General features: G+C 69.0%; 21 protein-coding genes and 3 pseudogenes. 11 read left to right on the forward strand and 13 right to left on the reverse strand.

What is annotated here, in order from left to right; translation table 11 throughout:
* Positions 1 to 16: 16 nt before the first annotated feature.
* Positions 17 to 889: a TauD/TfdA family dioxygenase gene (locus AB0D14_RS28675; protein WP_362784610.1), complete on the forward strand. Its 873-nt coding sequence runs from the start codon at positions 17 to 19 to the stop codon at positions 887 to 889.
* A gap of 206 nt (positions 890 to 1,095) precedes the next feature.
* Here AB0D14_RS28675 and AB0D14_RS28680 read toward each other — a convergent pair whose 3' ends face one another.
* Together AB0D14_RS28680 and AB0D14_RS28685 are read right to left on the reverse strand one after the other, a co-directional pair.
* Positions 1,096 to 1,728, reverse strand: a complete 633-nt coding sequence (locus AB0D14_RS28680) for a response regulator transcription factor (protein ID WP_362784613.1) — start codon at positions 1,726 to 1,728, stop codon at positions 1,096 to 1,098.
* On the reverse strand, positions 1,725 to 2,975 hold the full coding sequence (locus AB0D14_RS28685; RefSeq protein ID WP_362784616.1) for a sensor histidine kinase: 1,251 nt from the start codon (positions 2,973 to 2,975) through the stop codon (positions 1,725 to 1,727). The genes AB0D14_RS28680 and AB0D14_RS28685 overlap by 4 nt, the downstream gene beginning before the upstream one ends.
* 182 nt (positions 2,976 to 3,157) lie before the next feature.
* On the opposite strand from AB0D14_RS28685, the gene AB0D14_RS28690 reads away from it, so the two are divergent.
* Positions 3,158 to 3,946 (forward strand): class I SAM-dependent methyltransferase, encoded by a 789-nt coding sequence (locus AB0D14_RS28690; protein ID WP_362784618.1) that lies wholly within the window; start codon positions 3,158 to 3,160, stop codon positions 3,944 to 3,946.
* Between the two features lie 412 nt (positions 3,947 to 4,358).
* Positions 4,359 to 6,833 carry a WD40 repeat domain-containing protein gene (locus tag AB0D14_RS28695; RefSeq protein ID WP_362784737.1) on the forward strand — a complete coding sequence of 825 codons (2,475 nt, stop codon included), beginning with the start codon at positions 4,359 to 4,361 and terminating at the stop codon, positions 6,831 to 6,833.
* A 312-nt stretch (positions 6,834 to 7,145) separates the two neighbouring features.
* Here the strand turns inward: AB0D14_RS28695 and AB0D14_RS28700 are convergent, their stop codons facing one another.
* Complete coding sequence (locus tag AB0D14_RS28700) at positions 7,146 to 7,751, reverse strand: HD domain-containing protein (RefSeq protein WP_362784621.1); 606 nt, start codon at positions 7,749 to 7,751, stop codon at positions 7,146 to 7,148.
* Positions 7,752 to 7,953: 202 nt separating this feature from the next.
* Positions 7,954 to 8,334: a helix-turn-helix domain-containing protein gene (locus tag AB0D14_RS28705; protein ID WP_362784623.1), complete on the reverse strand. Its 381-nt coding sequence runs from the start codon at positions 8,332 to 8,334 to the stop codon at positions 7,954 to 7,956.
* A gap of 90 nt (positions 8,335 to 8,424) precedes the next feature.
* Between AB0D14_RS28705 and AB0D14_RS28710 the strand changes: the two genes are divergently transcribed.
* Entirely contained in the window at positions 8,425 to 9,378 is a 954-nt protein-coding gene (locus AB0D14_RS28710) for an NADP-dependent oxidoreductase (RefSeq protein ID WP_362784626.1), read from the forward strand.
* 118 nt (positions 9,379 to 9,496) lie between these two features.
* Here the strand turns inward: AB0D14_RS28710 and AB0D14_RS28715 are convergent, their stop codons facing one another.
* A complete protein-coding gene (locus AB0D14_RS28715) occupies positions 9,497 to 9,922 on the reverse strand; it encodes an Asp23/Gls24 family envelope stress response protein (protein WP_362784739.1) in 426 nt (141 codons plus the stop codon).
* A 420-nt stretch (positions 9,923 to 10,342) separates the two neighbouring features.
* On the opposite strand from AB0D14_RS28715, the pseudogene AB0D14_RS28720 reads away from it, so the two are divergent.
* Positions 10,343 to 10,489: pseudogene (locus AB0D14_RS28720) on the forward strand (DUF5994 family protein); the annotation flags it as partial.
* A 156-nt stretch (positions 10,490 to 10,645) separates the two neighbouring features.
* Here AB0D14_RS28720 and AB0D14_RS28725 read toward each other — a convergent pair.
* Positions 10,646 to 11,080 carry a MarR family winged helix-turn-helix transcriptional regulator gene (locus AB0D14_RS28725; protein WP_362784629.1) on the reverse strand — a complete coding sequence of 145 codons (435 nt, stop codon included), beginning with the start codon at positions 11,078 to 11,080 and terminating at the stop codon, positions 10,646 to 10,648.
* A 123-nt stretch (positions 11,081 to 11,203) separates the two neighbouring features.
* On the opposite strand from AB0D14_RS28725, the gene AB0D14_RS28730 reads away from it, so the two are divergent.
* Complete coding sequence (locus AB0D14_RS28730; RefSeq protein ID WP_362784633.1) at positions 11,204 to 11,725, forward strand: phenolic acid decarboxylase; 522 nt, start codon at positions 11,204 to 11,206, stop codon at positions 11,723 to 11,725.
* Positions 11,726 to 12,279: 554 nt separating this feature from the next.
* Complete coding sequence (locus AB0D14_RS28735; RefSeq protein ID WP_362784635.1) at positions 12,280 to 15,048, forward strand: hypothetical protein; 2,769 nt, start codon at positions 12,280 to 12,282, stop codon at positions 15,046 to 15,048.
* A gap of 317 nt (positions 15,049 to 15,365) precedes the next feature.
* Here the strand turns inward: AB0D14_RS28735 and AB0D14_RS28740 are convergent, their stop codons facing one another.
* Positions 15,366 to 16,430, reverse strand: a complete 1,065-nt coding sequence (locus tag AB0D14_RS28740; RefSeq protein WP_362784637.1) for an aldo/keto reductase — start codon at positions 16,428 to 16,430, stop codon at positions 15,366 to 15,368.
* A 400-nt stretch (positions 16,431 to 16,830) separates the two neighbouring features.
* Between AB0D14_RS28740 and AB0D14_RS28745 the strand changes: the two genes are divergently transcribed.
* A complete protein-coding gene (locus AB0D14_RS28745) occupies positions 16,831 to 18,288 on the forward strand; it encodes a DUF1996 domain-containing protein (RefSeq protein ID WP_362784639.1) in 1,458 nt (485 codons plus the stop codon).
* A 171-nt stretch (positions 18,289 to 18,459) separates the two neighbouring features.
* Here the strand turns inward: AB0D14_RS28745 and AB0D14_RS28750 are convergent, their stop codons facing one another.
* The gene (locus tag AB0D14_RS28750; protein WP_362784641.1) at positions 18,460 to 19,311 is read right to left on the reverse strand and encodes an endonuclease/exonuclease/phosphatase family protein; all 852 of its coding nucleotides are present in this window, start codon (positions 19,309 to 19,311) and stop codon (positions 18,460 to 18,462) included.
* 208 nt (positions 19,312 to 19,519) lie between these two features.
* Between AB0D14_RS28750 and AB0D14_RS28755 the strand changes: the two are divergent.
* Positions 19,520 to 20,029: pseudogene (locus AB0D14_RS28755) on the forward strand (SMI1/KNR4 family protein); the annotation flags it as partial.
* A gap of 83 nt (positions 20,030 to 20,112) precedes the next feature.
* On the opposite strand, the gene AB0D14_RS28760 reads toward AB0D14_RS28755, so the two are convergent.
* The 3 genes and pseudogenes from AB0D14_RS28760 to AB0D14_RS28770 all read right to left on the reverse strand — a co-directional run bounded on the left by AB0D14_RS28760 (position 20,113) and on the right by AB0D14_RS28770 (position 21,940).
* On the reverse strand, positions 20,113 to 21,030 hold the full coding sequence (locus tag AB0D14_RS28760; protein WP_362784644.1) for a helix-turn-helix transcriptional regulator: 918 nt from the start codon (positions 21,028 to 21,030) through the stop codon (positions 20,113 to 20,115).
* 297 nt (positions 21,031 to 21,327) lie between these two features.
* A pseudogene (locus AB0D14_RS28765) lies at positions 21,328 to 21,423 on the reverse strand (transcriptional regulator); the annotation flags it as partial.
* A gap of 103 nt (positions 21,424 to 21,526) precedes the next feature.
* Entirely contained in the window at positions 21,527 to 21,940 is a 414-nt protein-coding gene (locus tag AB0D14_RS28770) for a MarR family transcriptional regulator (RefSeq protein ID WP_362784646.1), read from the reverse strand.
* Positions 21,941 to 22,012: 72 nt separating this feature from the next.
* Between AB0D14_RS28770 and AB0D14_RS28775 the strand changes: the two genes are divergently transcribed.
* Positions 22,013 to 22,783 carry an alpha/beta hydrolase gene (locus AB0D14_RS28775; protein WP_362784649.1) on the forward strand — a complete coding sequence of 257 codons (771 nt, stop codon included), beginning with the start codon at positions 22,013 to 22,015 and terminating at the stop codon, positions 22,781 to 22,783.
* Between the two features lie 21 nt (positions 22,784 to 22,804).
* On the opposite strand, the gene AB0D14_RS28780 is transcribed toward AB0D14_RS28775, so the two are convergent.
* Together AB0D14_RS28780 and AB0D14_RS28785 are read right to left on the reverse strand one after the other, a co-directional pair.
* The gene (locus AB0D14_RS28780) at positions 22,805 to 24,004 is read right to left on the reverse strand and encodes an ATP-binding protein (protein WP_362784651.1); all 1,200 of its coding nucleotides are present in this window, start codon (positions 24,002 to 24,004) and stop codon (positions 22,805 to 22,807) included.
* Complete coding sequence (locus AB0D14_RS28785; protein WP_362784654.1) at positions 24,001 to 24,654, reverse strand: response regulator transcription factor; 654 nt, start codon at positions 24,652 to 24,654, stop codon at positions 24,001 to 24,003. The genes AB0D14_RS28780 and AB0D14_RS28785 overlap by 4 nt, the downstream gene beginning before the upstream one ends.
* 151 nt (positions 24,655 to 24,805) lie before the next feature.
* Between AB0D14_RS28785 and AB0D14_RS28790 the strand changes: the two genes are divergently transcribed.
* Positions 24,806 to 25,309, forward strand: coding sequence for a hypothetical protein (locus AB0D14_RS28790; protein ID WP_362784657.1), 504 nt, complete (start codon positions 24,806 to 24,808; stop codon positions 25,307 to 25,309).
* The last annotated feature ends 11 nt before the right edge of the window (positions 25,310 to 25,320 follow it).

Here is a 25,320-nt window from a genome sequence, read left to right on the forward strand (position 1 = left end):
GCCTCTGGAGGTTGACATGGAGTCGTACGAACTCGAAGCGCTGGAAGCAGTGACCACTCGTCCCGCGTACCCCTACCGCACGCTCACCGTCGAGCGGATCACTCCCGTTCTGGGAGCGGAAGTCTCAGGCGTCGACCTGTCGCAGGAGATTGCGGCGGAGCAACTGGAAGAGATCCGGGCCGCCTTCCGCGATTACCACGTCCTCGTCTTCCGCGATCAGACGATCACCGCCGAGCATCACAGGCGCTTCGCCGCCGCCTTCGGCGAACTGCGCCCCGTCAACCCACCGCCGCCCGAGGGCGATCCCTACATCCTGGAGATCCGCACGACGTCGGCCGCGGCGAACGTGGCGGGCAACGGCTGGCACGCGGACGGCACCGCCGACGCCGAACCGTCCCTGGGGTCGATGCTCTACATCACCGAGACCCCCGAGCCGGGATGCGGCGGGGACACCCTCTTCGCCAACATGCACCTCGCCTACGGCATGCTCTCACCGACGATGCGCGCCTTGCTGGACCCGCTGACCGCGATACACGACGGCGCGCAGGCCCTGGCGGGATACGCGCTGCCCCCGGACTACGTCATCCCCAAGAGCGAACACCCCCTCGTCGCCCGGCACCCCGAGACCGACCGCAAACTGCTCTACGTCAACAAGGCCTACACCAGCCGCATCCCGCAGCTCTCCCCCGACGAGAGCCGGGCCCTGCTCGACATGCTCTTCGACATGATCGCCCGCAGGCCGGTCCTGCACTGCCGCGTCCGCTGGACCCCGGGCACGCTCGTCTTCTGGGACAACCGGTGCGTCCAGCACCACGCGACGTACGACTACTACCCTTACGCCCGCTACGGCCAGCGCGTCGCCATCAACGGCGGCCCCGTCAAGGGCTGATGTCCTGAAGGAGTGAGGGGGGGAGGGGGAAGGGGTGAGGCGTCGTGCCCGCTCGACCAGGTCACCTGACAGAGAATCAGGAGCATCTCCTGTGCCGGTGAGGTGAGACTTCGAACACCTCCCTCAACGGCAGGGGGGTTTCGGGCGTTGCGGCCCCTCACCCCCCAGCAGCGCCGTCACCTGTTCAGTGGCCACGCTGAAAATACTCACTCCAACAGCCGCCTCTCCTTGGCGACCGCCACGGCCCCCGCCCGCGTCTCCACTCCCAACTTGCCGTAGATCCGCCCGAGGTGGGTCTTGACCGTCGCCTCGCTGATGAACAGGGCTCGGGCGATCTCCCGGTTGCCCGAGCCGCGGGCGAGTTGTCCGAGGATCTCGTGCTCGCGCGGGGACAGGGTGGGACTCGGGCTGCGCAGCCGGGTCATCAACCGGTCGGCCACCGGGGTCGACAGGGCCGTGCGACCGGACGCCGCGTGGCGGATCGCCGTGAACAGTTCATCAGGGTGTTCGGCCTTGAGCAGATAGCCGGTGGCGCCCGCCTCGATGGCCCGGGTGATGTCGGCGTCGGTGTCGAACATCGTGAGCACCAGGATCCGGGGGGCCGTCCCACCGCCCTCGGAGGTCAGGCGCCGGGTGGCGGTCACGCCGTCCATCCCGCCGTCGAGCTGGAGGTCCATCAGCACAACGTCCGGACTCAGCCGGGCAGCCATGGCGAGTGCCTCCTCGCCGGTGGCCGCCTCACCGACCACTTCGATGCCGTCGGCGCTGGACAGGAGGGCGCGCAGCCCCGCACGTACCACGGCGTGGTCATCGCACAACAACAGCCGGACGGGCGTCACAGGACGGGCTCCTTCGGGGTGGTCGAGGGGGACAAAGGCGCGGAGGCCAAGGGTGCCAGGGGGATCGCCGCCGACACGACGGTGCCTTCGCCCGGCGTGGACTCCACGGTGAGTGTGCCGCCCGCCTGTGCGGCCCGGATGCGCATGGCGGGCAGCCCGTGCCCGCGCGCGCTGTCCGAGGGCGGTCCGGACAGGGCCCGCGAGGGGTCCGCCTCGAATCCGCGCCCGTTGTCGGCGACGTCCAGCGAGATCTGGTCGTCCAGGCAGGTCAGGGTCAGCGCGGCCCGGGTCGCCGCCGAGTGTTCGCGCACGTTGGCCAGCGACCCCTGGGCGATCCGCAGCAGCGCCGCCTCGACCCGTTCCGGCACCCTGCCCGGCTCACCGTCGAGCCGGAACTCCACAGCCAGCCCGGGACCGCTCTCCCGGTCGGCGAGTACGGCGAGCGCGCCCGGCAGCGTGTCGTCGGCGAGATCGGCCGGCGCCAGGTCGTGCACGAACCGACGGGCCTCCGCGAGGCTGCGGGAGGTGATCTCCGCCGCCCTGCGAACGTGCTCGCGGGCCGCGTCCGGGTCGGTCCGCCAGACGCGCCCGGCGGCCTGGAGCAGCATCCGCTGACTCGACAGGCCCTGCGCGACCGTGTCGTGGATCTCCGCGGCCAGCCGCTGGCGCTCCGCCAGGACACCCGCCCGCCGTTCGGTGACAACAAGGTTGTGACGCGTATGGACCAGGTCCTCGATCAGGACGCGCTGTCGGGCCCCTTGACGCTGCAAATGCACCATCACGGCGGTGGCGACCGCGGCGACAGCGGGCGGGGCGATCACCATGTTGGGGTTCAACGCGCCCTCAGCGACGCGTACTTGGGAGGCCACTACCAGCGCGGTGAGCACGGCCGCCACCGGCACCGCAATCCGCGGGGGCAGCGCGTGCAGACCCGCGAACAGCAGCGGCATCGCGCACCACGTGGCGCTCGGCGCGAGGGCCAGGAGCACGACCCAGACCGCGGAAACCGAGCCCAGCCAGACCAGATGGAGCCTGGTCGGCGGCGAGCCGGAAGGCGGCGCCGGAGCCAGGAGGCGACCGAGGACGTACAGCAGACAGAAGACCGCGAACAGCGCCACCACCCACCCGGTACGCGCCCCGCCGGCGTCGCGGGTCAGGAAGCGGAAGAACGAGGAGCCGAGCAGCAGGAAGAACGCGGCGTGCACGACTGCGCCCAGCCAGCGCTCGTCCGGATCACCGTGTCTCATCCTCATCCTCACTCTCACCCTCCGTGTCTAACGCGTCGGCCGCGGCACCGCATCAACCGATCGGCTGACCCGGCCGTCACTCGAACTTCCACAGGACCGCAGCCTGTTGGCCGAGCCGACCGCACCGCTCCCGCACCGAGGCTGAAACCACACCTTGTACCTCTCGGAAAGGCTGCGACCACATGCCCCCGAAGAACCTAACCGCCAACCGCGCCGCCCTCGGCCACCGCATCGGCTACGCCCTGCGCCACCCGGACCGGGTGCCCCGCCATCTGACCCGCGCCGCCCGGGACCTGTGGCTGCGCCACCGTCACACCGACCACGTCTCCTACTACCGTGCCGTGATGCGCTCCGACACCCGCGCCGACCCGGACACGGCGGTCGGCAGCAGCACCCGTGAGCGATGGCTCGCGCTGGGGGCGATGCAGTTCGACTACCTGCTCGGCCACGGCCTGCGCCGAGAACACCGCATGCTGGAGATCGGCTGCGGCAACCTGCGGGGCGGCTGGCGGTTCATCCGGCACCTGGAGCCCGGGCACTACCACGGCATCGACATCTCGCCCGACATCCTCGTCGCCGCCCAGGACACCGTCGTGGAGATGGGCCTGCAACAGCAGCTCCCCACGCTGACTCCGGTCCGCGACCTGACGCTGCGGTTCCTGCCCGACGCCCACTTCGACGTGGTGCACGCGCACAGCGTCTTCTCGCACTCGCCGCTCTCCGTCATCGACGAATGTCTGGCCAACGTCGGCCGGGTGCTCGCGCCTGGCGGCTGGTTCGACTTCACCTTCGACCGCACCGAGGGTGAGGAACACCACGTCCTGCGAGAGGACTTCTACTACCGCACCGAGACGCTCACGGCCCTGGCCGAACAACACGGACTGCGGGCGCGCTTCATGGACGACTGGGAGGAACTCCCGCACGGCCAGTCCAAGATCCGGGTGACCCATGGGGACCTCGGTCCTCGGTGAAACAGAGGACGCGGTGACACAGAGGACGTGGAGAGGACGTGGAGGGGCCCGCCGCGCTACTCCGCGAGCGGGCCCCTCTCACACACGTCGACGTGGCTCAGTTCCAGGAATGCGCCTGCACCTTTCCCTGCTGTTCAACCGATTTTCTCTTACTGATCGAGGTCGGGAAGGCTGTGCCCGCATATCTTCTCGGCAGCTTTCTGCGCCGCGTCCGATCGTTTTTCCGTAGGCCCGTAGTCGATGACGAAGCCGGCCCGGGGCTTCTCCTCGGCGATGAGGCGCCGTACGTCCCTGCCCAACTCTGATACGCACGGTACGGCTCGCTCTCGGGACCGGTCCCCAGCCGCTGGGCCGCGCGGCGGCCGGCACTCCGGGGTCGTTGTCAGTGCGGCCCCATAGCTTTGGGGCCATGATGGAAAGTTCTGATCACGTGTCCCGGGAAGTGACTTCCTCGTATGAGCCGGCCTCTTGGCGGACGGACTGGACATGCGGTTCCGCGTCCGACCCTCGGCTGCTCCGCTCCTTCAACGGTCACGACTCCCCCGTGGTCGCAGTGGCGACGGCGGTCGTCGACGGGCGTCCGGTTGTCGTCTCGGCGAGCCGCGACGCGACGGTATGCGTCTGGGACCTGGCGACGGGGGAACGGCTGCATACGCTGACGGCAGCTCCTCCCGACCCCATGTCGTCGTTGTCGCCCGAGTTGGTGGCCCTGGCCACGATGGTGGTCGACGGGCAACCTCTGGTCCTCACATGCCACATCGACGGGACCGCGAGGCTGCGGGATCCGGCGACGGGGCGCTCTGCGGGCGAACTGGCCCTGGGGCTGGCACAGTTGGTCCTGGACGGTCGGCACGTGGTGCTGGCCGTCCAGGCGGACCGGACGCTGGGCGTGTGGGACCGGGCAACCGGCAGTCGGCTCGGCGTGTTCCCCTGGATGGTGGACATAGGGGTGCTGGATGGACGCGACGTCGTTGTGACGTGCCCACCGGACCACCAAGCGCAGGTGTGGGACCTGGCCACCGGCCGCGAGGTCGGCGAGTGCCTGCCGGCCGAGGGACCGTGGACACTCGACGGGCGGGACATCGGCGTAACCAAGGAGAAGGGCCAGCCAGGCCGTGTGTGGGATCTGGACCGCCATGTGCTTCTGGCAGCCGGCCTGCGGGAGTTGCTGGCCGATGCCGAGTACGAACACGCGGTGTCAGCCCTGGCGTCCATGGACACAGTGTCAACCTTGACGGTCGTCGACGGCCGGGTCGTGGTCCTCGACACTCACTACGAGGGTCCACCGGAACTCGTCGGCGACCTCGTCCCCGTTTCCACTCCCTACGGCCCGTCCCCGACACTGACCCTGGAAGGGCGCAGTGTCGCACTCGCCGTGGGCGTGGACCACACACTGCGCTTCTGGGACCTGCCGACGAGCCCCATGGACTCGACGGGCCCTGACGGTACGCGGAGCATGCGCAGCATCCCTTTGGAAGCAACCGCAGGCAAGGAGCTGATCAAGGGCGGTGAAGGAGACCACGTCGACCTGGTGAGCCTGCTCTCCGCCCGGACGAACGGCTTGGTCGTCGCCGAGTCCGGCCGGGAGATCCAGGTGAGGGACGCTTCCCGGAACCTGGTGCTGGGGGACACGCCCGTCTCCCTCGTCCCCGGTCCGGACGGCACCGTCACGCCTTTGCGCACGCTCGACCAGTCGCCCGCGGGCAGTGTGCTCACCGGTCACACCGATCGGGTGTGGGCCATCGACAGCGCCCCGGCCGGGACGCGCACCCTGGCGGTCACGACATCCCGCGACCGCACCGTACGGGTCTGGGATCTCGCCACCGGCGAACAGGAGGGTGAGCCCCTCACCGGGCACACCGGCCAGGTGTGGGGCGTCGCCACCACCGTGGTGGACGGACGGTGTGTCGCCGTCACCGCAGGGGAGGACCACACGGTGCGCACCTGGGACATCACCACTGCCCGAGGGGACGGCGGCCGACTGCGCGCCGGACACGCCGAATCCGTCCTGGCGGTCGCCACAACGGTCTTCGACGGTGTCCCCGTGGTCGTCACCGCGGGCGCCGACCACACCGTGCGCACCTGGGACCTGGCCACCGGCTCGCAGGCCTCCGAATCCCTGAGCGCGGAGGTGTCCGCCATGACGACGGGGGTGGTGGGCGGACACTCGGTCGTCGTCACTGCGGCTCCCGACGCCACCCTGCACGTTTCGGAGCTCGCCACCGGCCGACCCGTCCATCGTCCGTTCCCCAGCGGCCACGGCAGAGTCCTGGCCATCGCCTCGGCGACCCTGGACGGCCTGCCCGTCGCCCTCACCGCGGGCAGCGATCGCGTCGTGCGCGTCTGGGACCTCACCACCGGACAGCCCCTGGTCGCACCTCTCACCGGCCACTCCAGCCGTATTACCGCCGTTGCCACCGCGGTTCTCGACGGACGGACCGTGGCAGTGACGGGCAGCTGGGACAAGACGGTACGACTGTGGGACCTCGCCACCGGCCGACAGCTCGGCGAACCCCTGACCGGCCACACCGACTGGGTGACCGCCGTGGCCACCGCCACCCTGGGCGGAGCTCCTGTCGCGATCAGCAAGGGCCGGGACCGGACGATACGCCTGTGGAACCTGTCCACGGGGCAGCAGATCCGCGACGCCCAGGCCGCCGAGTCAGGCTCCGGCACCACGCTGGCGGTCTCGGCGATGGCCGATAGACGGCTCGTCGCGGCCCTCGGCGACGACCGCACCGTGCGGTTCCGCGACCTCACCGCAGGGTGCCCCGCCGGTACCGACCACCTGCTCCCTTTCCCCGTGCACTCACTCGCGGCGGCACCGGGCGGGCGCTTCGCGGTCGGGTTCGGTTGCGAGGTCGGGGTGTTGTCGAGGGATTCCTGACAAGTCAGGGGCCTCGCCAGGGTAGCGCCGGCCTTCGCCGAAAAGCAGGTGTCGCTCCACACGGCCCGTCGGCCATCGCCTTCGCCCACCAGTCCGGCGTTGCCCTGCCACCGCGGCAACTGCGAGACACACAGGACATAGGCCCCGCGTAGGCATTTGGTCCACCACGGAAGCTACCCGTGACCGCACCCGGTCCGAGTTGGGAGCGCCTCGGAGCGCGCTGAACGACACCCTCCGCACAGTCGTGCAGCGCGAACCCCTCGCGATCCAGCACCGGCCGGCCGCGGACCAATGCCCTGGGAGGTTCGGCAGTCAATGGCCGCTCCCGGCTGTCGGGTAGGACATCTGGAAGGCGAGGCGTTCATCGGCCTCGTCACCGATGCGAGCGAGCACACTGTCCAGGTCGAGGAACTCCTCCCAGACCGGCCTTCCGCTCGCCGCCGCGAGTCTGGCGACGACCAGGTCCTCCAATTCGGGCACCCGCTTGTTCTTCCAGATCTTGTCGGCCAGGCTGACCAGGAGGTCTTCCATCCCGGCCTCCTCGGTGGTCCAGGCGGCGTGTGTTCCGGCGAAGCGTGCCATGGCGGAGTCGACGCCTCGGGCCATCAGCAGCTCACGGCCGGCTTCTTCGTGCTGTGCTCCGGGAGCGGACAACTCGGCGGGGTGCAGGGCCTTGCCGATGTCGTGGGTGGCGGCTCCGAAGAGAACGGCCTCCGGGGTGATGCTCAGATCGAGGTCGCGCGTGGCGATCCATTCGAGGAGTTGCCCTGCAACATCGTGGACCGCTCGCAGATGGGCGACCAGGCGCGGCGGAGCGTCAACACTGTGAAGCAGTTCGGCTACCTCGGTCGGCAGTGGACGCAGTGGGGGCCGGCCGGTGTCCTGGAGGGCGATCGACAGTACTCGCGAGGGCGTCACCGCGACAGGGTAGCCGTTGCAGGCGCTGTTGAGGCCCGGCCTTCAGAAGCGTTTGCCCTCGCGCCGGTCCTGGCCCACATCGGTTTCCCGTGCTGGGCTCTTCTGCCGAAGTCTGCTTCCGTGTAAGCCAGTTACCGAACCGGGTGATCAAGTTCGACGCACCATTCGACGCCGGACGTCAAAGATCAAGTCAGCGGGGGCCTCAGTCACTTTGGGCCACCGGCTCGGGATCGGCGTCGAGCGCGTCGAGCACTGCGTCACCGTGCGCCCTCGCCCACTCGGTCAGCATGTGGATCGGATCGATCAGCGTCGCCCCGAGCGGGGTGAGTTCGTACTCGACGCGGGGCGGCACCTCGGCGTAGGCGTGGCGGCGGATGAGTCCGTGCGCCTGGAGCCGTCGGAGCGTCTGGGTGAGCATCTTTCGGGAGATGCCGCCGATCAGCTCGATCAGCTCGCCATGGCGCACCGGGCCCTCGCTGAGGCCGTAGAGCACGACCGCCGTCCACTTGTCGGCGATCAGCTCGACCGCCAGACGCGCCGGACAGTCGGCGAGGAAGGGATCACCGGGACCGAAACCGCTCATGGCGCCAAAGGTACCTGCGCCAGAGGTACCTGCTGGTTCCTGTCGGAAACCTAGCCTGGGTTCTCTCCCCCCTTCAAAGCCAGGAGAGTCATGCGAGTCATCACCCAGCAGTCGCTCGGCGGTCCCGACGTGCTCAGCATCGTGGACGCGCCCGAGCCCCGGCCCCTCCCGACCGAGGTTCTCGTCCGCGTCAACGCGATCGGGCTGAACCCACTGGAAGCGCGCCTGCGCGCCGGGGAGTTCCCGCTGCTCGGCCGGCCGCCGTTCGTCCTCGGCTGGGACATCAGCGGCGTGGTCGAGGAGGCGTCGACATGGCGGTTCAGGCCCGGCGACGAGGTGTTCGGGATGCCGCTGTTCCCGCGGGCAGCAAACGCGTACGCCGAGGTCGTGTCGGCGCCGGCGTTGCACCTGATACGCAAGCCGGCGTCGCTCTCGCACGTCGAGGCGGCGGCGCTGCCGGTCGTCGGACTGACGGCGTGGCAGGGACTCGTCGACCTCGGCGGCGTGACCGAGGGCGACCGAGTCCTGGTCCACGGCGGTGGTGGCGGGGTCGGCCACGTCGCGATCCAGATCGCGAAAGCGCTCGGCGCGCACGTGATCACGACCGCCGACGGGAGCAAGCGGAAGTTCGTCGAGGGGTTCGGCGCCGACGAGGTGATCGACTACACGGCGGTCGACTTCACCGAGGCGGTCCGCGACATCGACGTCGTGCTCGACACGATCGGCGGCGACACCGTCGAGCGGTCACTCGAAGTGCTCCGCCCAGGCGGTCACCTGGTGACGGCGGTCGCCGAGGAGGATTCGGTGCTCGTCGCCAAGTACGAGGCGGCCGGCATGCGCTTCAGCGGCATCGCGGTCGACCCCGATCCGGTCGCCCTGCGAGGTCTCGTGGAACTCGTCGAACAGGGCAGGCTCCGGGTCCATGTACAGGAGACGTTCCCGTTCGAGCGCGTCGCCGACGCACACCGACTGCTCGACGGCGGTCACCTCCGGGGCAAGATCGTCCTCACCGTCGGCGCGGTCTCCCGCCACTCGCCGGAGTAGAGGGCGTGGCGCCCCCGGGCTGAGCCCCATGCTGCCTCGGGCGGCCACAGGCACGCCGTCGCGGGCGTACGCCTCCAAACATCGCCGTCTTCCTGCGACTTGATCGGCCGGACACCCCCTAGTGCACGCGGTCCTCGCCGCTCTCCGGCGCGTCCTCGCCCGGAAGGTGCACGTCGTTGACTGCGATGTTCACCTCGACGACTTCCAGGCCCGTCATCCGCTCCACCGCCGCGATCACGTTCTCGCGGACTTCCGCGGCGACGTCGGTGATGCTTATCCCGTATTCGACGACGACCTGGAGGTCGATGGCGGTCTGCTTCTCACCGACCTCGACCTTGACGCCGCGCCCAGTGCTCGAGCGCCCTCCCGGGACCCGGTCGCGCACGGCGGCCATGGTGCGAGTGAAACCGCCGCCCAGTGCGTTGATGCCCGGGACCTCGCGTGCGGCGATCCCGGCTATCTTCTCCACCACCCCGTCCGCGATGGTCGTACGGCCGCGGGTCCCCGGTGGTTCCTGAGGTCCGGGCCGTGCGGCCTGCAACATCGTGCCCACGCCGGCGCGGGGCTCGTCGGGATCTGCCTTCTGCAGGGTTGAACCGTTCGGCTCCGTCATGCGAAGCCACCTCCTCGGCCGATGCGCGGACTGCCATGTCGGGGCGGCTGTCGGTCGCCACGTTTCCGCGCTTCCTTCCCAGTACCGTGCATGGCACCGGGTATGCCCGCGCGGACCGCGCCGCTGTACGGGCGTCCCGACCCGGCCCCGGCCGCTGTTGCTCCACCTCCACCGAACGTACGCCCCTGCCAGGAGCGGGCCAAGGGGCCGGAACACCGGATCACCGCCGTGCCCGGACAGAGTTCGTACGGCCCGCCGGAGGAGTACCCCGAGGTTACCGAGAGTATTTCACGCACCGGCCTCCACGCTTGTGTCGTTTTCGGCGATTGTCCACGCCGGGCCGATCCCGACCGCTCCCGCGATCTCAGAGCGGAACTTCCTTCACCGACAGCCGTGCTCGATCCGCTGTGGGGCCGGATCACCAGGGTCACGGTGAATCCCACACACTGGCCGACCCTCCCGCACAAGGTGCCCGTGAACGGGCATGTCGTGAGGGTGGTCGATCTCGCCGAGGGCCACGGGGGCGGTGGCGCTCTCCTCGCGCAAGACGGCCGACCAACCCAGACCCCGGCGCGAGGAGGACGAATCCCGCAGATCGACCATCTCTCGACGCGCACCCCGGGAGCAGTGCGGCCGTCGCGTCGGCGGCGTGGCTCACTTCTCCAAGGCGGTGACAAGCCTGACCAGTACCGGCAGTGCGGCGGTCAGGGCCTGCCGGTCGGCGGCCGGGAGCTCGCCGATGGTCCGGGTGAGCGCTTCCGCGCTGGTGCGGTCGTAGCGGTCGAGCAGTTCGAGGGCGGCCGCGGAGGGAGTGAGGACGACTGCCCGCAGGTCGGCCGGGTCGGATGTGCGCTCCACCAGCCCGGCCCCCGTCATGGTCTTCACCAGATTACTGACCGTCGACGGCGCGATACGCAGCCGGGCAGCCGCATCGCGCGTACCGAGGGGCCCTTCGGCGGCCAGTGAACGCAGCAGTTCGATCTGAGCCTCGGGCAGGTCGGGCAGTCCCTCCGCGCTTCGGGTCGAACGCAGAACCGCGCGGCGCAGCGGCCCGAGGAGTCGGCTGAGCTGAAAGGCTGTGTCGTCCATGTCACTCATTGTGCCGCCCGTTTCGTTTCGTCACAAACTACTTTTGTGGCAAAGTTAAATGAGTGGATCAATGAATGGATCGCTGAACAGGGCGACCGCAGAGCACGGCAGAGGAGCAGCAACGTGACCACCACCATCGAGAGCCCCGTCCCGGAGCAGGACCTCTCCGGCGCCGTAGGACACCGCTTCATCTACACGTACGCCAATGGCTGGCAGTACGAGATGTACGTGAAGAACGCCACCACCATCGACTACTGCATCCACACCGGCATGGTCGGCGGTCGCTGGGTCAGGGACCAGGAGGTCGACCTGGTCATGCTCACGCCGGGCGTCTACAAGGTGTCCTGGAACGAACCCACCGGGACATCGGTCAGCGTCAACATCGTCCCGTCCGAGCGCGTCCTGCATGGCGTGATCTTCTTCCCGCGCTGGGTCGAGGAGAACCCGCAGCGCACCGTACTCTTCCAGAACGACCACCTGGACGAAATGCGCGCATTCCGCGACGCAGGCCCGTCGTACCCCATCTGCACCGTCCCGGAGTTCGCGAAGATCACGCTGGACGAGTACGTCGGCGAGGACAACGAGGAAGCGGTGGCCGTGGCCCCGGCCGCACTCCCCGCAGGCTGGGCCAACCGCACCAACTGATCCGCCACAGCAGGGCCCAGGAACCGCACGCGACCACCCGACGAGCACCGCGGAGATCCGGGGTGCCTTCTACCGGGTGTCGGCAATGCCGCCGGCTGACCTCGCTCCGACAGCACGTTCCGGACATCGGACAGAGCCCTGGATGACAGGCCATCTGCGCGAGGACGAGGTGAGATCGTACTGCCCGCCTTCGAGCCGATCGGTGTGCCCTCGCGGCGGCTGACGCTGCCGTGCCGCCCAGAGACGTAGACACCGAACCGGTCGGGCCCGGAGGCCGTCAGTTCACCACACCGCTTCTGCCCCAAGTGCCCGCTGGGACGGGTGAAACCAACTTCCACCTGGTCATCCATTTCGTGCTCGAAGACGCGGCAACCAGCATGCTGCACGACGACGTATCGGAGTGCGATCAGCCGCACTGGCTTGATCGCATCGCTCGCCCGCCATCGGCGTCTGATCACAGACAACCCACAGACACCCCTCCCTCGTCCTAGATGACACGAGAGGCGCCCGGGACCGAAGGGACGTCTGCGCACTGGGTTTTGAGGAGAGAACCAATGATCCGTGCCCGGCGAATATGTGTGACCGCAGTGGCGGTGCTGGCGGTCCTGGCGGGCTCGCCCGGACTGGCACAGGCTGAACAGCCGCACGAATCGGGGCTGTTGAGCGCCACGAACGACGACCCACTTCCGCCGGGGTGGCGGATCGACGGGGAGGGCGGGACGCGCGAGCTGGTCTGGCGTGCGCCGAAGGCCGTGCCCATGGGGGATGCGCGGGTCGAGTTCCGTACCGGGGACCGGCGGCTCGGGGTGCCGAAGCCGGCGAGGGACGGGCGGACCTTCCGGCTCGCCCTCGGCGAGACGCGGCCCGAGCAACTGACGGGCCTTCAAGTGACGGCCGCGGGGCGCCGGCTGGACGCGGCGGCCGACGACCCGCACAGATCCGGCTCGCCCGTGGCAGGGATGCCCGCGCAGGCGCCGGCGAACGGCGTTGATCCGGGCAGACCCGGCTCGTACCGCACGGTCACCGGGGAGTACGCCCTCGACCCGGTCCGCCTGCCCGGGTTCGGCGCCCCGGTGGAGATGACCGCCGAGGTGGTGGCTCCCAAGGGTGCCACCGGCAGCCGGCCGCTCGCGCTGTTCCTGCACGGCCGCCACCACTCCTGCTACAAGCCGGGCTCCGAGAACGACGTGACCGGCGACTGGCCCTGCGCGGACGGCTACAAGCCGATCCCGAGCCACAAGGGCTATCTACGCGACCAGCAACTGCTGGCCTCCCAGGGCTATGTGACGGTGTCGATCTCGGCGAACGGCATCAACGCCCAGGACCAGGAGGCCGAGGACGCCGGCGCACAGGCGCGTTCCTCGCTGGTACGGCAGCACCTCGCACGCTGGGCCGACTGGACCGCCCATCGCTCCTCCGCACCGGCCGTCGTACGCGAGGCGGCGAAGGCGGACCTCTCCCAGGTCCTGCTCGTCGGCCACTCGCGCGGCGGTGAGGGCGTCAACCGGGCCGCCATGGACAGCCTCTACGCACCGCCGGCCGCCGAGGACGGCTACCGGGGCCCGGTGCGCTGGAAGGTGCGCGGGACTGTGCTCATCGGACCAACGGCCTACGGCCGGAATCCCGTCGCCGACGTGCCGTCCGTAACGCTGCTGCCAGGCTGCGACGGCGACGTCTCCGACCTGCAGGGCGAGGACTTCGTCGACGGGACGCGCGGGATCAGCCAGGGCACGGCACTGCACAGCGCCGTGTACATGGTCGGCGCCAACCACAACTACTTCAACAGCGAGTGGACCCCGGGCGAGGCCGTCGCACCGGCCAGGGACGACTTCGGGACCGACCCGGAGCAGCCGGACCCGGTGTGCACGCCGGGTGCCGCGACCCGGCTGACCGCCGCCCAGCAGCACCAGGCAGGCGCCACGTACATCGCCGCTGCGGCCCGGCTCTTCCTCGCCGGGGACGACCGGGTGCGTCCGCTGCTCGACGGTTCAGGCAAGCGGGCCCCGTCCGCCGACCCGGCCCGGGTGCTGACCCACGCGGTCGGCGGCCGCCGCAGCGGTGGTTTCCTGCCGGACGGCGGGGCGAAGGTGACCGGCGCCCGGCTGTGCTCGGCCATCGACCCCGACCCTGCCGTGACCTGCCTGGACCCGGAGACGCTCGGATCGTCACCGCACTTCGCGGAGTGGCAGATGCAACAGGAGACCGGCCGCAGCGCGGTGGACCTGAAGTGGTCCGCGCCGGGCACGGCCGCCCATGTCACTCCGGCCGAGCCGCTCTCCCTCCACGGCTCCCAGAAGCTCGCACTGCGGCTCTTCGTACCGCCGAACACGACCGGCACGAAGCTCGACGTGTCCGTCACCGACTCCTCCAACCGTCGGGTGACGCTGGGCACGGTCCGGGTGGACGGGCTCCCGGGCTCCGCGAACACCGCCTCCTACTGGGCTCAGGAGCTGCGCGTCCCGCTGTCGGCCGCGACCCGGGCCGGGCTCGATCTCCGGCATGTCACGTCCCTTGAGGTGACGCCCCGTTCGCGGTCCGGGCGGGTCTGGCTGATGGACGCCTGGGGCTGGGCGCCCGGCACTTCGGCGGTGAAGGCGGCCGCACTGCCGCGCGTCGACGTGGGCCGTACGATCGTCAAGGAAGGCGACTCGGGCACCCGCACCTACCGGATCCCGGTCGAGATCTCCGGGCACGGCAGCGGGCAGGTCCGCGTGTACGTCCTCGACCCGGACAGCGGCCGGGCCGAGAACCGCCTCGTGACCGTACGGCCCGGCAGCGACGCGATCGACGTGCCCGTCGAGGTGAAGGGCGACACGGTCTACGGCGACGACGCAGAGCACGACATCGTCGTCAAGGCCGTCCGGGGCGCCGTCGTCGGCAAACACCGGGGCGGGCTCACCGTCGAGAACGACGACCCCGAGCCGGTGATCACCCTGTCGCCGGTCGCGGACCGGGTGACCGAGGGAGAGACCCTGATCTGGCGGTTGTCCGTGGACGCACCCACGGCGGTGGACATCTGGACGCCGGTGCGGGTGCTTCCCGTCACCGGGGGCGCCGAGCTGTCCACCAAGGACGTGGACCCGCAGTGGCTCAGGGACTGGTCCGGTGACGTACCCGAGCCCGAGCGGCCGCTGTCCGACGCGAACCTGTGGGTGTGGCTGAACATCCCGCCCGGGAGCACCAGCGTCGACTTCGTCGTGCCGACCGTGCGGGACCAGGTGACCGAGCCGACCGAGTCGATGCGCCTCGCGCGGACCGACAGAAACGCCGAGCCGCTGCCCGACAGGCCGGCGCTGACGGGAACGGTGCTCGACAAGCCGTAGGCGCGATGGACGAGGGATCGGCTCAGGAGCCCTCCCATTCCGTGGTCGGCCAGGTGACGCCTCCGGTCGGTCCGTCGGGAGGGACGCCTCCGGTCGGTCCGTCGGGAGAACGGTGTACTCGTCACCTCGCGGGCCAACGCGTACTCGGATGCCTTCGTGGAGCGGACTGCCGACGAGGTCGTCGTCGAGCACGGGACGCTCTCGGTCGACGACCTAGGTGAACGGTCGTATCCGACAGCGGAACGCAACCGGCCCCGGGCCATGCCGAGATCGTGCCGAGGGCAGCGGTCGTGCTGCCCTCGGCGCTCGATCGGGTATCAGCGGCGGGCTTCGATCTTCAGGCCACCAGCGGTCACATTGCGGACGTGGTCACTGGCGAGCGTGTCGTGCGGGAAGCCGAGGGCGATGGCACTGGCCTCGTCGAGCCGCGCCAGCTGGGACGCTGTGAAGTCGACCTTCAGGGCGCCGAGGTTGTCCTCCAACTGCTTGAGGGTGCGGGCGCCGATGATCGGCGCTGTCACGTCGGGGTTCTGCAGGGTCCAGGCCAGCCCTACCTGTGCAGGGGTGTGACCCAGCTCCGCCGCGACCTCCTTGACGACGTCCGCGACAGCAAGGTTTCGTTCTGTTACTGCCCCCAGGGCGAGGTTGAAGCTCTTACGGGTGCTTTCGCCGGATGCGGCGTCCGCCGCGGTCAGGTCGTCGCGGCTGTACTTGCCGGTGAGCACCCCGCCGGCGAGCGGCGAGTACGGGACCACGCCCAGACCCATCTCCCGCGCCATGGGGATCAGGTCACGCTCCGCGCCACGCTCGATGAGGTTGTACTCGATCTCCAGCGCGACCAGCGGCGACCAGCCCCGCAGGTCGGCGATCGCCTGCATGCGCGAGACCTGCCAGGCCGGGGCGTTGGAGATCGCCACGTACAGGACCTTGCCCTGGCGGACCAGGTCATCCAGGCCACGCAGGATCTCGTCGACGGGTGTCGTGAAGTCCCACACGTGCAGATAGAGCAGGTCGATGTAGTCGGTGTTCAGCTGTCGCAGACTGGCTTCGACCGACGTGAACAGGCTCTTGCGGTGCGGCCCTCCGGAATTCGGGTCGCCGGGCCGACGCAGCGCCGTGTACTTGGTCGCCAGCACCAGGCTTTCGCGGTTGTCGCGGGTGAACTCCCCCAGCAGCCGCTCTGAGCTGCCGTTCGTGTAGGTGTTGGCGGTGTCGATGAAGTTGCCGCCGCGCTCGACGTAGAGGTCGAACAGCTTGCGCGCCTCATTCTGCTCGGCGCCCCAGCCCCAGTCGGTGCCGAAAGTCGCCGCCCCCAGAGCCAGCGGCGAGACACGCAGCCCGGAGCGGCCCAGAAGCCGGTAGGTGTCAAGGGTGAGCGACATCATGTCCTCCTGTGCTTGTGATCTGGCGTCGAGAACAAGACTGGGGCCGCCACCGACAGGGGGGTAAGGGAAAGAGCTTCCTGGGAACAGCACTCCTACCCTGGCTGCGGGGCCGGGCATGCCCCCCCCGCACGCCTTCGCAAACGCGTCCGCTCCTATGGCGCTACGTAGTCGGCCCATGCGACTTGGGTCAGCCCCAAAGAAGGGCTCACAAACGGGGGCCGCAGCAATTATTGGAGGCCAACCAGGCCCGAATTGGGCACTACCGCACGATTTACGGATGGAGGAACATACGAATCTGAGAATTCGCTGAGCATTCTGCGCGCATATTCGTATCTGAGGACGCGCTGCCCCCATGCCGGGAGTCCTGCCGGCTCCGGAGATGTCCTTGAGAGGCCCCATGAGACGCAACACGCGGAAAAGATCGAAGACCACCCGCCGGGCGATAGGCGCGGCGGCCGCACTGGCCATAGGGGCCGGTGGACTGGCGGCGGTCAACATCTACGCCTCGGCCGACGAAACCAGCGCGTCGAAGGGCTCCGCCCAGAACCAGGCGCTCGCGGCCGGCACCTCCACCATTGACTGCCCCGACGTCGGCCAGCAGTTGACGTCGGTGCCTGCCCAGGCGAAGGCCCAGGTCGACAAGGAACTGGCACTCCTCGACAAGCAGATATCCGAGGCATATCAGCGCCTTTCCACCTCCCAGAAGGCGATTCAGCAGGACGCCAACTTCGCCCAGAACGCGATCGTGGGTCCGCTGAAGGACAAGCGGAAGGCGACGATCGCCCGGATCTCCACCGCCATCAGCCGTGTGGCAGCCAAGCCGCAGGGCCTTGACGCTTTGGCGGCCTGCACGCTGCGCGCCACCGGCAACCAGCCCGCCGCCGGTCAGGGCGGCAACAACAACCAGGGTGGCAACAACACCAATGCCGGAGGAACCGGCAACGGCCCCGTCGCCGCCGACTTCGTGGACATCACCAAGGTGAAGTCCAATGTGCGCACGCCGGCCAAGTCGGCAAAGGCTTCCAAGGGTGTCTTCGCCAGCAAGTGCGGAGTGAACGCCAACAAGCTGTACAACAGCGACAACGTCATCGTCGCGCCCGGTGTCACCAACGGCGCACACCACCTGCACGATTACGTCGGCAACCAGGACAACGACGCCTTCTCGAGCGACCAGGACTTCGCCAAGGCCGGGACCAGCTGCCAGAACAAGGGCGACAAGTCGTCCTACTACTGGCCGGTGCTGCGCCTGCAGGACGGCACCAAGGACTTCGACGCCGCCAAACAGGGCGGCGGCGCCGAAGGCAACACGGGCCGGATCCTGACGGCCAAGAAGGCCACCTTGGACTTCGTGGGCAGCCCCCGCGGCAAGGTGGTCGCGATGCCCAAGTTCCTGCGCATCATCACCGGTGACGCCAAGGCGTTCGTCAACGGCACCACCAACGCCAACGCCTCCTGGAGCTGCACCGGCTTCGAGAAGAAGGTGCAGTTGAAGGACAAGTACCCCCTCTGCCCGTCAGGCAGCGACGTGGTGCGCACCTTCAAGTTCCAGAGCTGCTGGGACGGCACGAACATCGACAGCGCCAACCACCGTACGCACGTGGCCTTCGCTGCCGCCAACGGCACCTGCCCGACCGGCTTCAAGGCCATCCCGCAGTTGGTACAGCGTCTGGTCTACGACGTGGACGCGCCGAGCGTGAAGGACAACGGCAAGACCCGTCCGTTCTTCTCGTTGGACAGCTTCCCCGAACAGCAGCACAAGCCGGTCACCGACCACGGTGACTTCATCGACGTCTTCGACGCGAAGGTCATGAACAAGGCGGTCCAGTGCATCAACACCGGACGTAAGTGCAGCTGAGTCCGAGTACCGAGCGGTGGACGTCGTCGCGCTGACGACGTCCACCGCCATGAACAGGATGCCGGTGGGACCGATCCAGCGTCAGCGTCCGCAGCCGTGGTCCTGTCCCTGTCCCTGTCCCACGTATCTCGACACGTACGTCTTCGCTCTGTGTCAGGCCTCCCATGTCCGTCACACCGTGGTCCCTTGAAGGGCCAGGTCGGTGTGCAGCAGGTGATGGTCCGAGTACGAGGTGGGCCGCACGCGGTGCTTGAGCGGGACCATGCCGCGCAGGAAGACGTAGTCGAACTTGCTGTGCCAGTCGGTGGTCGGCTCGCAGAGGGCGACGGGCGAGGGACGGCACTGGGGGTCCGTGTCCGTGGCCAGCGCCCAAATCGGGGTGAGTTCGGGAGACTCCGGCACGGCGTTGAAATCACCGAGCACTATCGCGCGGTCGTGCCGGGCGACGTCTGCGGCGAGTACTCCGGCCTGGTCTGCCCGGACCGCTTCCTGACGCCGTTGCGCGAGGTGTGTGTTGAAGACCCGGACGGGCTGACCGCCCACCAGGGTGGTGACCGCCATGTACCCGCGGTCCTCGGACCCCCCGTCGGGGTATTCCGTGTTGACGCTGTCCGTCATCGGTGCCGCCGAAAGCACCGCCTGGCCGAACGCTCCCGGACTCCACGGCACTCCCCCGCAGCGGCCCCAACTCCGAAGAACCGACCCGTACTCGACGTGGTAGACCAGCCCGTAAAGGCTCCTCAGATACTCCCGGATCCTCTCGACGTCACGCACACAGGCTTCTTGCAGGCCGATGACCTGGGGCGCGTACGTGGCTATCTCCGCTGCCCGGTCGACGTTGTGTACGTCGCAGGGATTGCAGATGTTCCACGTCATGACCCGGTTCGGTACGACGGCCTTGACGGCACCGGCGGGCAGTGGCCTGCTGATGAGGTCACTGCCTGGCGCGCTGGGGCCGACGAGCGCCACGCACACCAGGGTCACGACGATCGCGAACAGCCGCGCGCCCCTTCCGAACACCATCGTCTCCCCCACATGGATACACACAGCATCTGACGTCGCCCCGTACGAGGTTACGGCAGGGTCGACGCCTCATTCGGCTGCGCGCCGGCGATGGCCGCGTACGACGACAGGGCCCCGCCGGCCGCAGGCAGGCAGGCAGGCAGGCAGGCAGGCAGGCAGGCAGGCAGGCAGGGGAGCGTTGTCAGTGGCGACTGGAAGCATCGGGCGTATGACGGACACCACAGCATTCGACTGGCGGCCCTTCCTGCTCAGGTGGAGCGGGGAATGGGCGGATTCCCTGCCGGACGGCGAGACGCAGAGCGAGGACGACGAAGCCGCGCGACGGACGCGACGGCTGGGGTTTCCACCCGCGTCGGAGGAGCGGATCGCCGCCATGGAGGAGCGCCTCGGCCGACGGATGCCCCCGTCGTACCGGGAATTCCTCAAGGTCAGCGACGGGTGGCGGCACGCGGGCGGGTTCGTGTGGCTGTTGGCGGGGACGACGGACGCGCACTGGCACAACAACGAGTCCGGGCTCGCCGACATGTTCGAGGAGTACCTGGACGAGGACGCCGGGCCCGAGGAGCAGCGGGAGGCCGACATGTGGCGGCGCGGGCTGCAGCTCGACGTCGAGTCCGACGCCATCCACGTCCTCATGGATCCCGACGACGTGGACGAGGCCGGCGAGTGGGCCGTGTACACGTGGGCGAGCTGGCGGGCTGCGTGCCCCGGCCGGCACCGGCCCCGATGTCCCCGACCTCGTCTCAGGACGAAACCACGTCGTCCGCCACCTGAAACCGCCCGGGCGGGCAGTGGTGTGAGTCAGGACAGTGGGCGCTGTCGCTGTTCGGCCTGCATATCAGGACGGCCGGCAGGCCGCGGTGCCGTCATGTCGAGCAGGAGCATGGCGTCGTGGTCGGGGGTTTCGGGTTCGGCGGTGTAGACGCCGAAGCGTTGGCCGGGGGTGCCTTCGATGAGCATGCTCTGGCTGCTGAGGGTGAGGACGCCGACCTGGGGGTGATGAAAGGTCTTCTGGAGCTTCTTGCGCCCGGCAACCTCGTAGCGCTCCCACAGCTTGGCGAAGTCGGGACTCTTGAGCAGGAGCTCACCCACCAGGCCGGCGAGATCGGGGGCGTCCGGGTCGGTGCCGGCCAGGGCGCGCAGCCGGGCGACGCAGCCACGGACCTGGTAGGCCCAGTCAGGGAAGAGGGTGCGCGCGGTGGGGTGCAGGAAGAGGTAGCGGGCGAGGTTGCGCTGAGTGGCGGGCCAGTCGGCGAGGCCCGCGTACAGGGCGAGTCCGCCGGGGTTCCAGGCGAGCAGGTCCATGCTGCGGCTGAGGACGTAGGCCGGACTCGGCCGCATCGTCTCCAGGACCAGCTTCAGGTGCGGGCGCACGATGCGACTGGGCGGCGGCGACGGCTCGGGGGCGTACCGTGCGGCCAGGACAGCGAGCTCCCGCAGGTGCTGGTGTTCGGCGTCGTCTAGTTGCAGGGCACGGGCGAGGGCATCCACTACGGCGGGACTGGGACGGGTCTCCTTGCCGCGCTCCAGGCGGACGTAGTAGTCGATGCTGATCCCGGCGAGCGTGGCCAGCTCCTCGCGGCGCAGCCCAGGGGTGCGGCGCAGGCCCGTGCCCACGGTCAGACCGACCTGCTCGGGGCTGGTCTGGTTGCGGCGCGCGTGCAGGAACCGGCCCAGTTCCATGTCGGCGCTCCTGCTGGTGCTCTGCTCGGATGCCATGGTTCCAGTCTCACACCGCGCTGACCTGTGCGGCAGGCGCGTGGGGGGCCCTGTCACACCCCTGAACGCCACTCCCCGGCACGTCTCGGCCTGCCACCTGGTCCTGAACAGCGCGAGGCTCGGTAGCTGTCAGCACCACGCCTTCCCAGTCCAGGAGACTGCCCCTTGTCCACGTCCACCTCGCCCGCCTGCACTCCCCCATCGGCCTCGACCTCGGCGCCCACACTCCCGACAGGCTCTCAGCCCGAGGGCTGCTCGGCGGGGGTCGCACCGTGACCTTGATCCGCCTGGTCGAGGGTCGAGGAGGACCACGGCGTCGTGGTCCGGTGTGCCGGGCAGGGCGTGGTACGTCACCAGACGATGCCCCGGGGCGCCTTCGATCAGCAGGGACTGGTCGCACCGGCGAGAGCGGGCAGTGCGTACAGATCGCGCTGCCGTGGGCGGCGATTGCTGACTCCGACGCCCAACTCCCCACGCACATCAAGCAGACGTCCTGTCAACCGGCCAGTACCCGTTCGAGCAGCGTGCGCAGGCTGCGGCGTTCGGCGGCGGACAGCGGGGCGAAGGATTCGGACATCACCTTCTCGGTGATTGAGGCTGCTTCCTCGAGCAAGGCTGTTCCCTCCGGTGTGATCCGGTGATGCACCACCCGGCCCCGGCCCTGGGTTCGGGCGATGAGTCCCTGCTCGGCCAGCTTGATGGCCAGGGCTCCGAATGACTGGTCCGTCATGAAGGTCATCTGCGCCAGTTCATGCGTGGAGGCCCCGGGTGAGCCCGCAACGTGCCGCAGCGCGTCCCACTGAGAGAGCGAGGTGCCGATCTTGCGCAGCCGACTGTCCAGTGCGTGGTGATGACGGTGCTGCAGTCGCTTCACCGCCTGGCCGGTGGCCAACAGCTCGGAAAACTCCATGAAGGGAGCCTACCAAGGATTCTTATATAAGGACCCTTGCACATCTAAGGATCCTTGTTTACTGTGGTCGGCATGACTCTCCTGGACATCATTGACATCCGCGGCACTGGCCACCCCTTCCTCCTGCTTCACGGCGGCGCAGGCCCCCGCTCGGTGCTGCCGTTCGCCGAACATCTCGCCACCACCCGCCCCGCTCGCGTCCTCACCCCGACCATCCCGGGCTACAACGGCTCGCCCCGCCCCGACGGGCTCGACACCATCGCCGGCCTCGCCTCAACATGGCTGGACCTGCTGGAAGAAGAGGACCTGCGGGACGTCGCCGTCGTCGGAAACTCGATCGGCGGCTGGACCGCCGCCGAGATGCTCACCCACCCCCGGGCCACCGGGCGGATCAGCAGTGCCGTTCTGCTCAACGCCGTCGGAATCCTCACACCTGAACACCCGATCCGGGACGTCTCCGGGCTGACCCTGCCTCAGATCGCCGAATTCAGCTACGCCGAACCGGAGCGGTTCCGTATCGACCCTGCCAGTCTTCCCCCTCAGCAACAGGCCCAGATGAAGACCAACGCGGAGACCCTCGCCCAGTACGCGGGTACCCCCTACATGCACGACCCGACGCTTCGGGCGCGCCTCGCGGCGGTGACCACCCCCGTGCACGTCATATGGGGCGCAGCAGACCGCATCGTCACCGCCGGCTACGGCCGCGCCTACGCCGCCGCGATCCCGGGCGCGGCATTCACGCAACTCGACGGGGCCGGTCACCTGCCCCAGATGGAGCAGCCCGACACGACTCGCGATCTCGTATGGGACTGGGCGGACGCCCATGCCGTCGCCCGCCCCTGAACCACAGCTGGTGCGGGACGGTCAATGAGTCGCGGCGTGGGCCGGGAGGCGCGCCGTGACCACCAGGCCTCCTCCTTCGCGTGGTTCAGCGCTCACGTCGCCACCGTGGGCGCGGGCGATGTTGCGGACGATCGCGAGACCGAGGCCCGCGCCTCGCTCGGAGCCGACTCGGTCGGCCTGCAGTCGGCGGAAGGGCTGGAAGATCGCTTCCATGTCGTAACCGGGCACTACGGTGCCTGTGTTGCTGACAGCCAGGACTGCCGTTCCATCGGGCTCGACCGCTGTCGCCACGGACACCCAGCCGCCTGGCTCGTTGTAGCGGATGGCGTTCTCCAACAGGTTGTGTGCGACGCGCTCCAGCATCACCGGGTCACCGCTCGTCAGGGCCGGCCTGGCGGAGAGCCGCAGCCGTACGCCGCCCTCATCCGCCTCGTCGCGGCACAGTTGCGTGACGTGCCGGGCGATGTCGGCGAGGTCGACGGTGGAGCGGTCGCGGATCTCGCGGTCCCCCTTGGCCAGCGCCAGCAGGCCGTTGATCAGCCGCTCGTGCCGTTCGTTCACCACCAGGAGCGCCCCGCCCAGACGCCGGGCGTCGTCGCTGGTGTTCTTCTTGCGCAGCGCGACCTCGATCAGCGTGCGGTTGATGGCCAGCGGCGTACGCAGCTCGTGCGAGGCGTCGGACACGAACCGCTGTTGATCGTCGAAGGCATGATGGAGCTGGTCCATCATCGAGTCGAAGGTGTCTGCGAGGTTCCTGATCTCGTCATGTGGTCCGGAGAAGGCGAGACGTTCGCCGAGGTTGCCTCGCGAGATACGGCCGGCGGTCTCGGAGATGTGGTGCAGTGGACGCAGAATCCGGCCCGCCATCAGGTAGCCGAAAACAGTGGCCACGATGGTCAGGATGCCCAGGGCGATCGCGCCCTGGGTGAGCAGGGAGCGCAGCGTGGCGTCCAGGAAGCCGGTCTGCAGCTTCCGGATGGATATGCCCTCACCGGGGTTCGGGGTGGTCGGTCCGCCGGACTCGACTGCCTCGGTGTGACGGGTGACCTCTATCGCCACCCCGGAGAGTCTGTCCCCGAGTGTGTTCTGGACCAGCAGGTAGGTGACGCCGAGCAGGATCACCCCGGCGGTCATGAAGAGCGCCCCGTACAGCATGGTCAGGCGCACCCGGATCGGGGGCCGTCGCAGCCTCGGGACCGGGAGCCCGGGACGGCGGTTCATCGGATGCGGTACCCCCCGTGCACGGTCTCGATGACCGGTGGGCCACCGAGCTTCTTGCGTACCTTCATCACCGTGACACGTACGACGTTGGTGAAGGGATTGATGCTTTCGTCCCACGCCCGTTCCAACAGGTCCTCGGCCGTGACGACCGCGCCCTTCGCACGCAGCAACTCCAGCAGCACGGCGAACTCCTTGCGGGCCAGCGGTACGTAGCGGCCGTCGCGGTAGACCTCGCGGCGTGCCGTCTCGACGCGCACTCCGGCCCGTTCGTAGACGGGTGGCCCGGCGGGCCGTGAACGGCGGGCCAGGGCGTGTACCCGCGCGATGAGTTCGCCGAAGGCGAAGGGCTTGCTCAGGTAGTCGTCGGCGCCGATCGCCAGGCCGTCGATGCGGGAGGGAACGTCGGAGGCAGCGGTGACCATGAGGATCCGCATGCGTCCGCCGGACTCGACCACCGCGCGGCACACCTCGTCGCCGTGCACCACGGGCAGATCGCGATCGAGCACGAGGACGTCGTACTCGTTGACCGCGAGCCGCTCCAGTGCCGCGTCGCCGTCATGGACGACGTCGACGGCGAACGCCTCGTCCCGCAGCCCCTCGGCCACGGCGTTGGCGAGCATCCGCTCGTCCTCGACGACAAGTACACGCATGATGATCTTGCTCCCGTCGCACGGCCCTGTTCAGCCCCAAGAATCACACGGGCCGCATAACCGGGGCGTAACCGGAACCGGTTACGCCCCGGATACCCCGCTGTCGATCTAGTTGGTCCCGCCCCGGGAGAGACCCGGCGCGGAAAGGAACATGATGCGTGGGAAGTTGCGCCTGTCGGCCTCTGTGGCACTGCTGAGCCTGGCACTGGCCGCCTGCGGCGGGAGCGGCGGTGGGGACGACGACTCGGTCGCCTCGGCTGGCGGTGAGAAGAAGGGCGCTGGGACGAAGGTCAGCAGCGAGGAGAAGGCCAAGAAGTACAACGCCTGCCTGGCCGAGCGCGGTGTGGCTCCGGCAGGCGGCAAGGTGGGCGAAGAGATACCCGAGCAGACAGCTTCCGAGGCCGAGGTGGAGGCTGCGCTCAAAGCCTGTAAGAACTATGCGCCCACCGCGGCGGACGAGCAGAACCAGAAGCCCTCCGCCGGTCAACTGGAGCAGATGCGCAAGTACGTGAAGTGTCTGCGCAAGAACGGTTACGACGCCCCGGACCCCGACCCCGAGACCGGCGGCCTGAGTGTCGAGAAGGACATGGACATGGACAAGCTCCAGTCGGCCGCCGAGAAGTGTGACGCCGTCAACCCGGCGTTCCAGAAGTGATGAGCGCCGAG

It is taken from the genome of Streptomyces sp. NPDC048484 (genome assembly GCF_040651415.1).
Taxonomy (GTDB): Bacteria; Actinomycetota; Actinomycetes; order Streptomycetales; family Streptomycetaceae; genus Streptomyces.

What these genes read in the sequence shown, in the direction of transcription:
- AB0D14_RS28675 (WP_362784610.1), top strand. Translation starts at nt 17, where the DNA reads ATGGAGTCGTACGAACTCGAAGCGCTGGAAGCAGTGACCACTCGTCCC.
- AB0D14_RS28685 (WP_362784616.1), bottom strand. Translation starts at nt 2,975, where the DNA reads ATGAGACACGGTGATCCGGACGAGCGCTGGCTGGGCGCAGTCGTGCAC.
- AB0D14_RS28690 (WP_362784618.1), top strand. Translation starts at nt 3,158, where the DNA reads ATGCCCCCGAAGAACCTAACCGCCAACCGCGCCGCCCTCGGCCACCGC.
- AB0D14_RS28695 (WP_362784737.1), top strand. Translation starts at nt 4,359, where the DNA reads ATGGAAAGTTCTGATCACGTGTCCCGGGAAGTGACTTCCTCGTATGAG.
- AB0D14_RS28705 (WP_362784623.1), bottom strand. Translation starts at nt 8,334, where the DNA reads ATGAGCGGTTTCGGTCCCGGTGATCCCTTCCTCGCCGACTGTCCGGCG.
- AB0D14_RS28710 (WP_362784626.1), top strand. Translation starts at nt 8,425, where the DNA reads ATGCGAGTCATCACCCAGCAGTCGCTCGGCGGTCCCGACGTGCTCAGC.
- AB0D14_RS28715 (WP_362784739.1), bottom strand. Translation starts at nt 9,922, where the DNA reads ATGTTGCAGGCCGCACGGCCCGGACCTCAGGAACCACCGGGGACCCGC.
- AB0D14_RS28725 (WP_362784629.1), bottom strand. Translation starts at nt 11,080, where the DNA reads ATGGACGACACAGCCTTTCAGCTCAGCCGACTCCTCGGGCCGCTGCGC.
- AB0D14_RS28735 (WP_362784635.1), top strand. Translation starts at nt 12,280, where the DNA reads ATGATCCGTGCCCGGCGAATATGTGTGACCGCAGTGGCGGTGCTGGCG.
- AB0D14_RS28740 (WP_362784637.1), bottom strand. Translation starts at nt 16,430, where the DNA reads ATGTCGCTCACCCTTGACACCTACCGGCTTCTGGGCCGCTCCGGGCTG.
- AB0D14_RS28745 (WP_362784639.1), top strand. Translation starts at nt 16,831, where the DNA reads ATGAGACGCAACACGCGGAAAAGATCGAAGACCACCCGCCGGGCGATA.
- AB0D14_RS28750 (WP_362784641.1), bottom strand. Translation starts at nt 19,311, where the DNA reads ATGGTGTTCGGAAGGGGCGCGCGGCTGTTCGCGATCGTCGTGACCCTG.
- AB0D14_RS28760 (WP_362784644.1), bottom strand. Translation starts at nt 21,030, where the DNA reads ATGGCATCCGAGCAGAGCACCAGCAGGAGCGCCGACATGGAACTGGGC.
- AB0D14_RS28770 (WP_362784646.1), bottom strand. Translation starts at nt 21,940, where the DNA reads ATGGAGTTTTCCGAGCTGTTGGCCACCGGCCAGGCGGTGAAGCGACTG.
- AB0D14_RS28775 (WP_362784649.1), top strand. Translation starts at nt 22,013, where the DNA reads ATGACTCTCCTGGACATCATTGACATCCGCGGCACTGGCCACCCCTTC.
- AB0D14_RS28780 (WP_362784651.1), bottom strand. Translation starts at nt 24,004, where the DNA reads ATGAACCGCCGTCCCGGGCTCCCGGTCCCGAGGCTGCGACGGCCCCCG.
- AB0D14_RS28785 (WP_362784654.1), bottom strand. Translation starts at nt 24,654, where the DNA reads ATGCGTGTACTTGTCGTCGAGGACGAGCGGATGCTCGCCAACGCCGTG.
- AB0D14_RS28790 (WP_362784657.1), top strand. Translation starts at nt 24,806, where the DNA reads ATGATGCGTGGGAAGTTGCGCCTGTCGGCCTCTGTGGCACTGCTGAGC.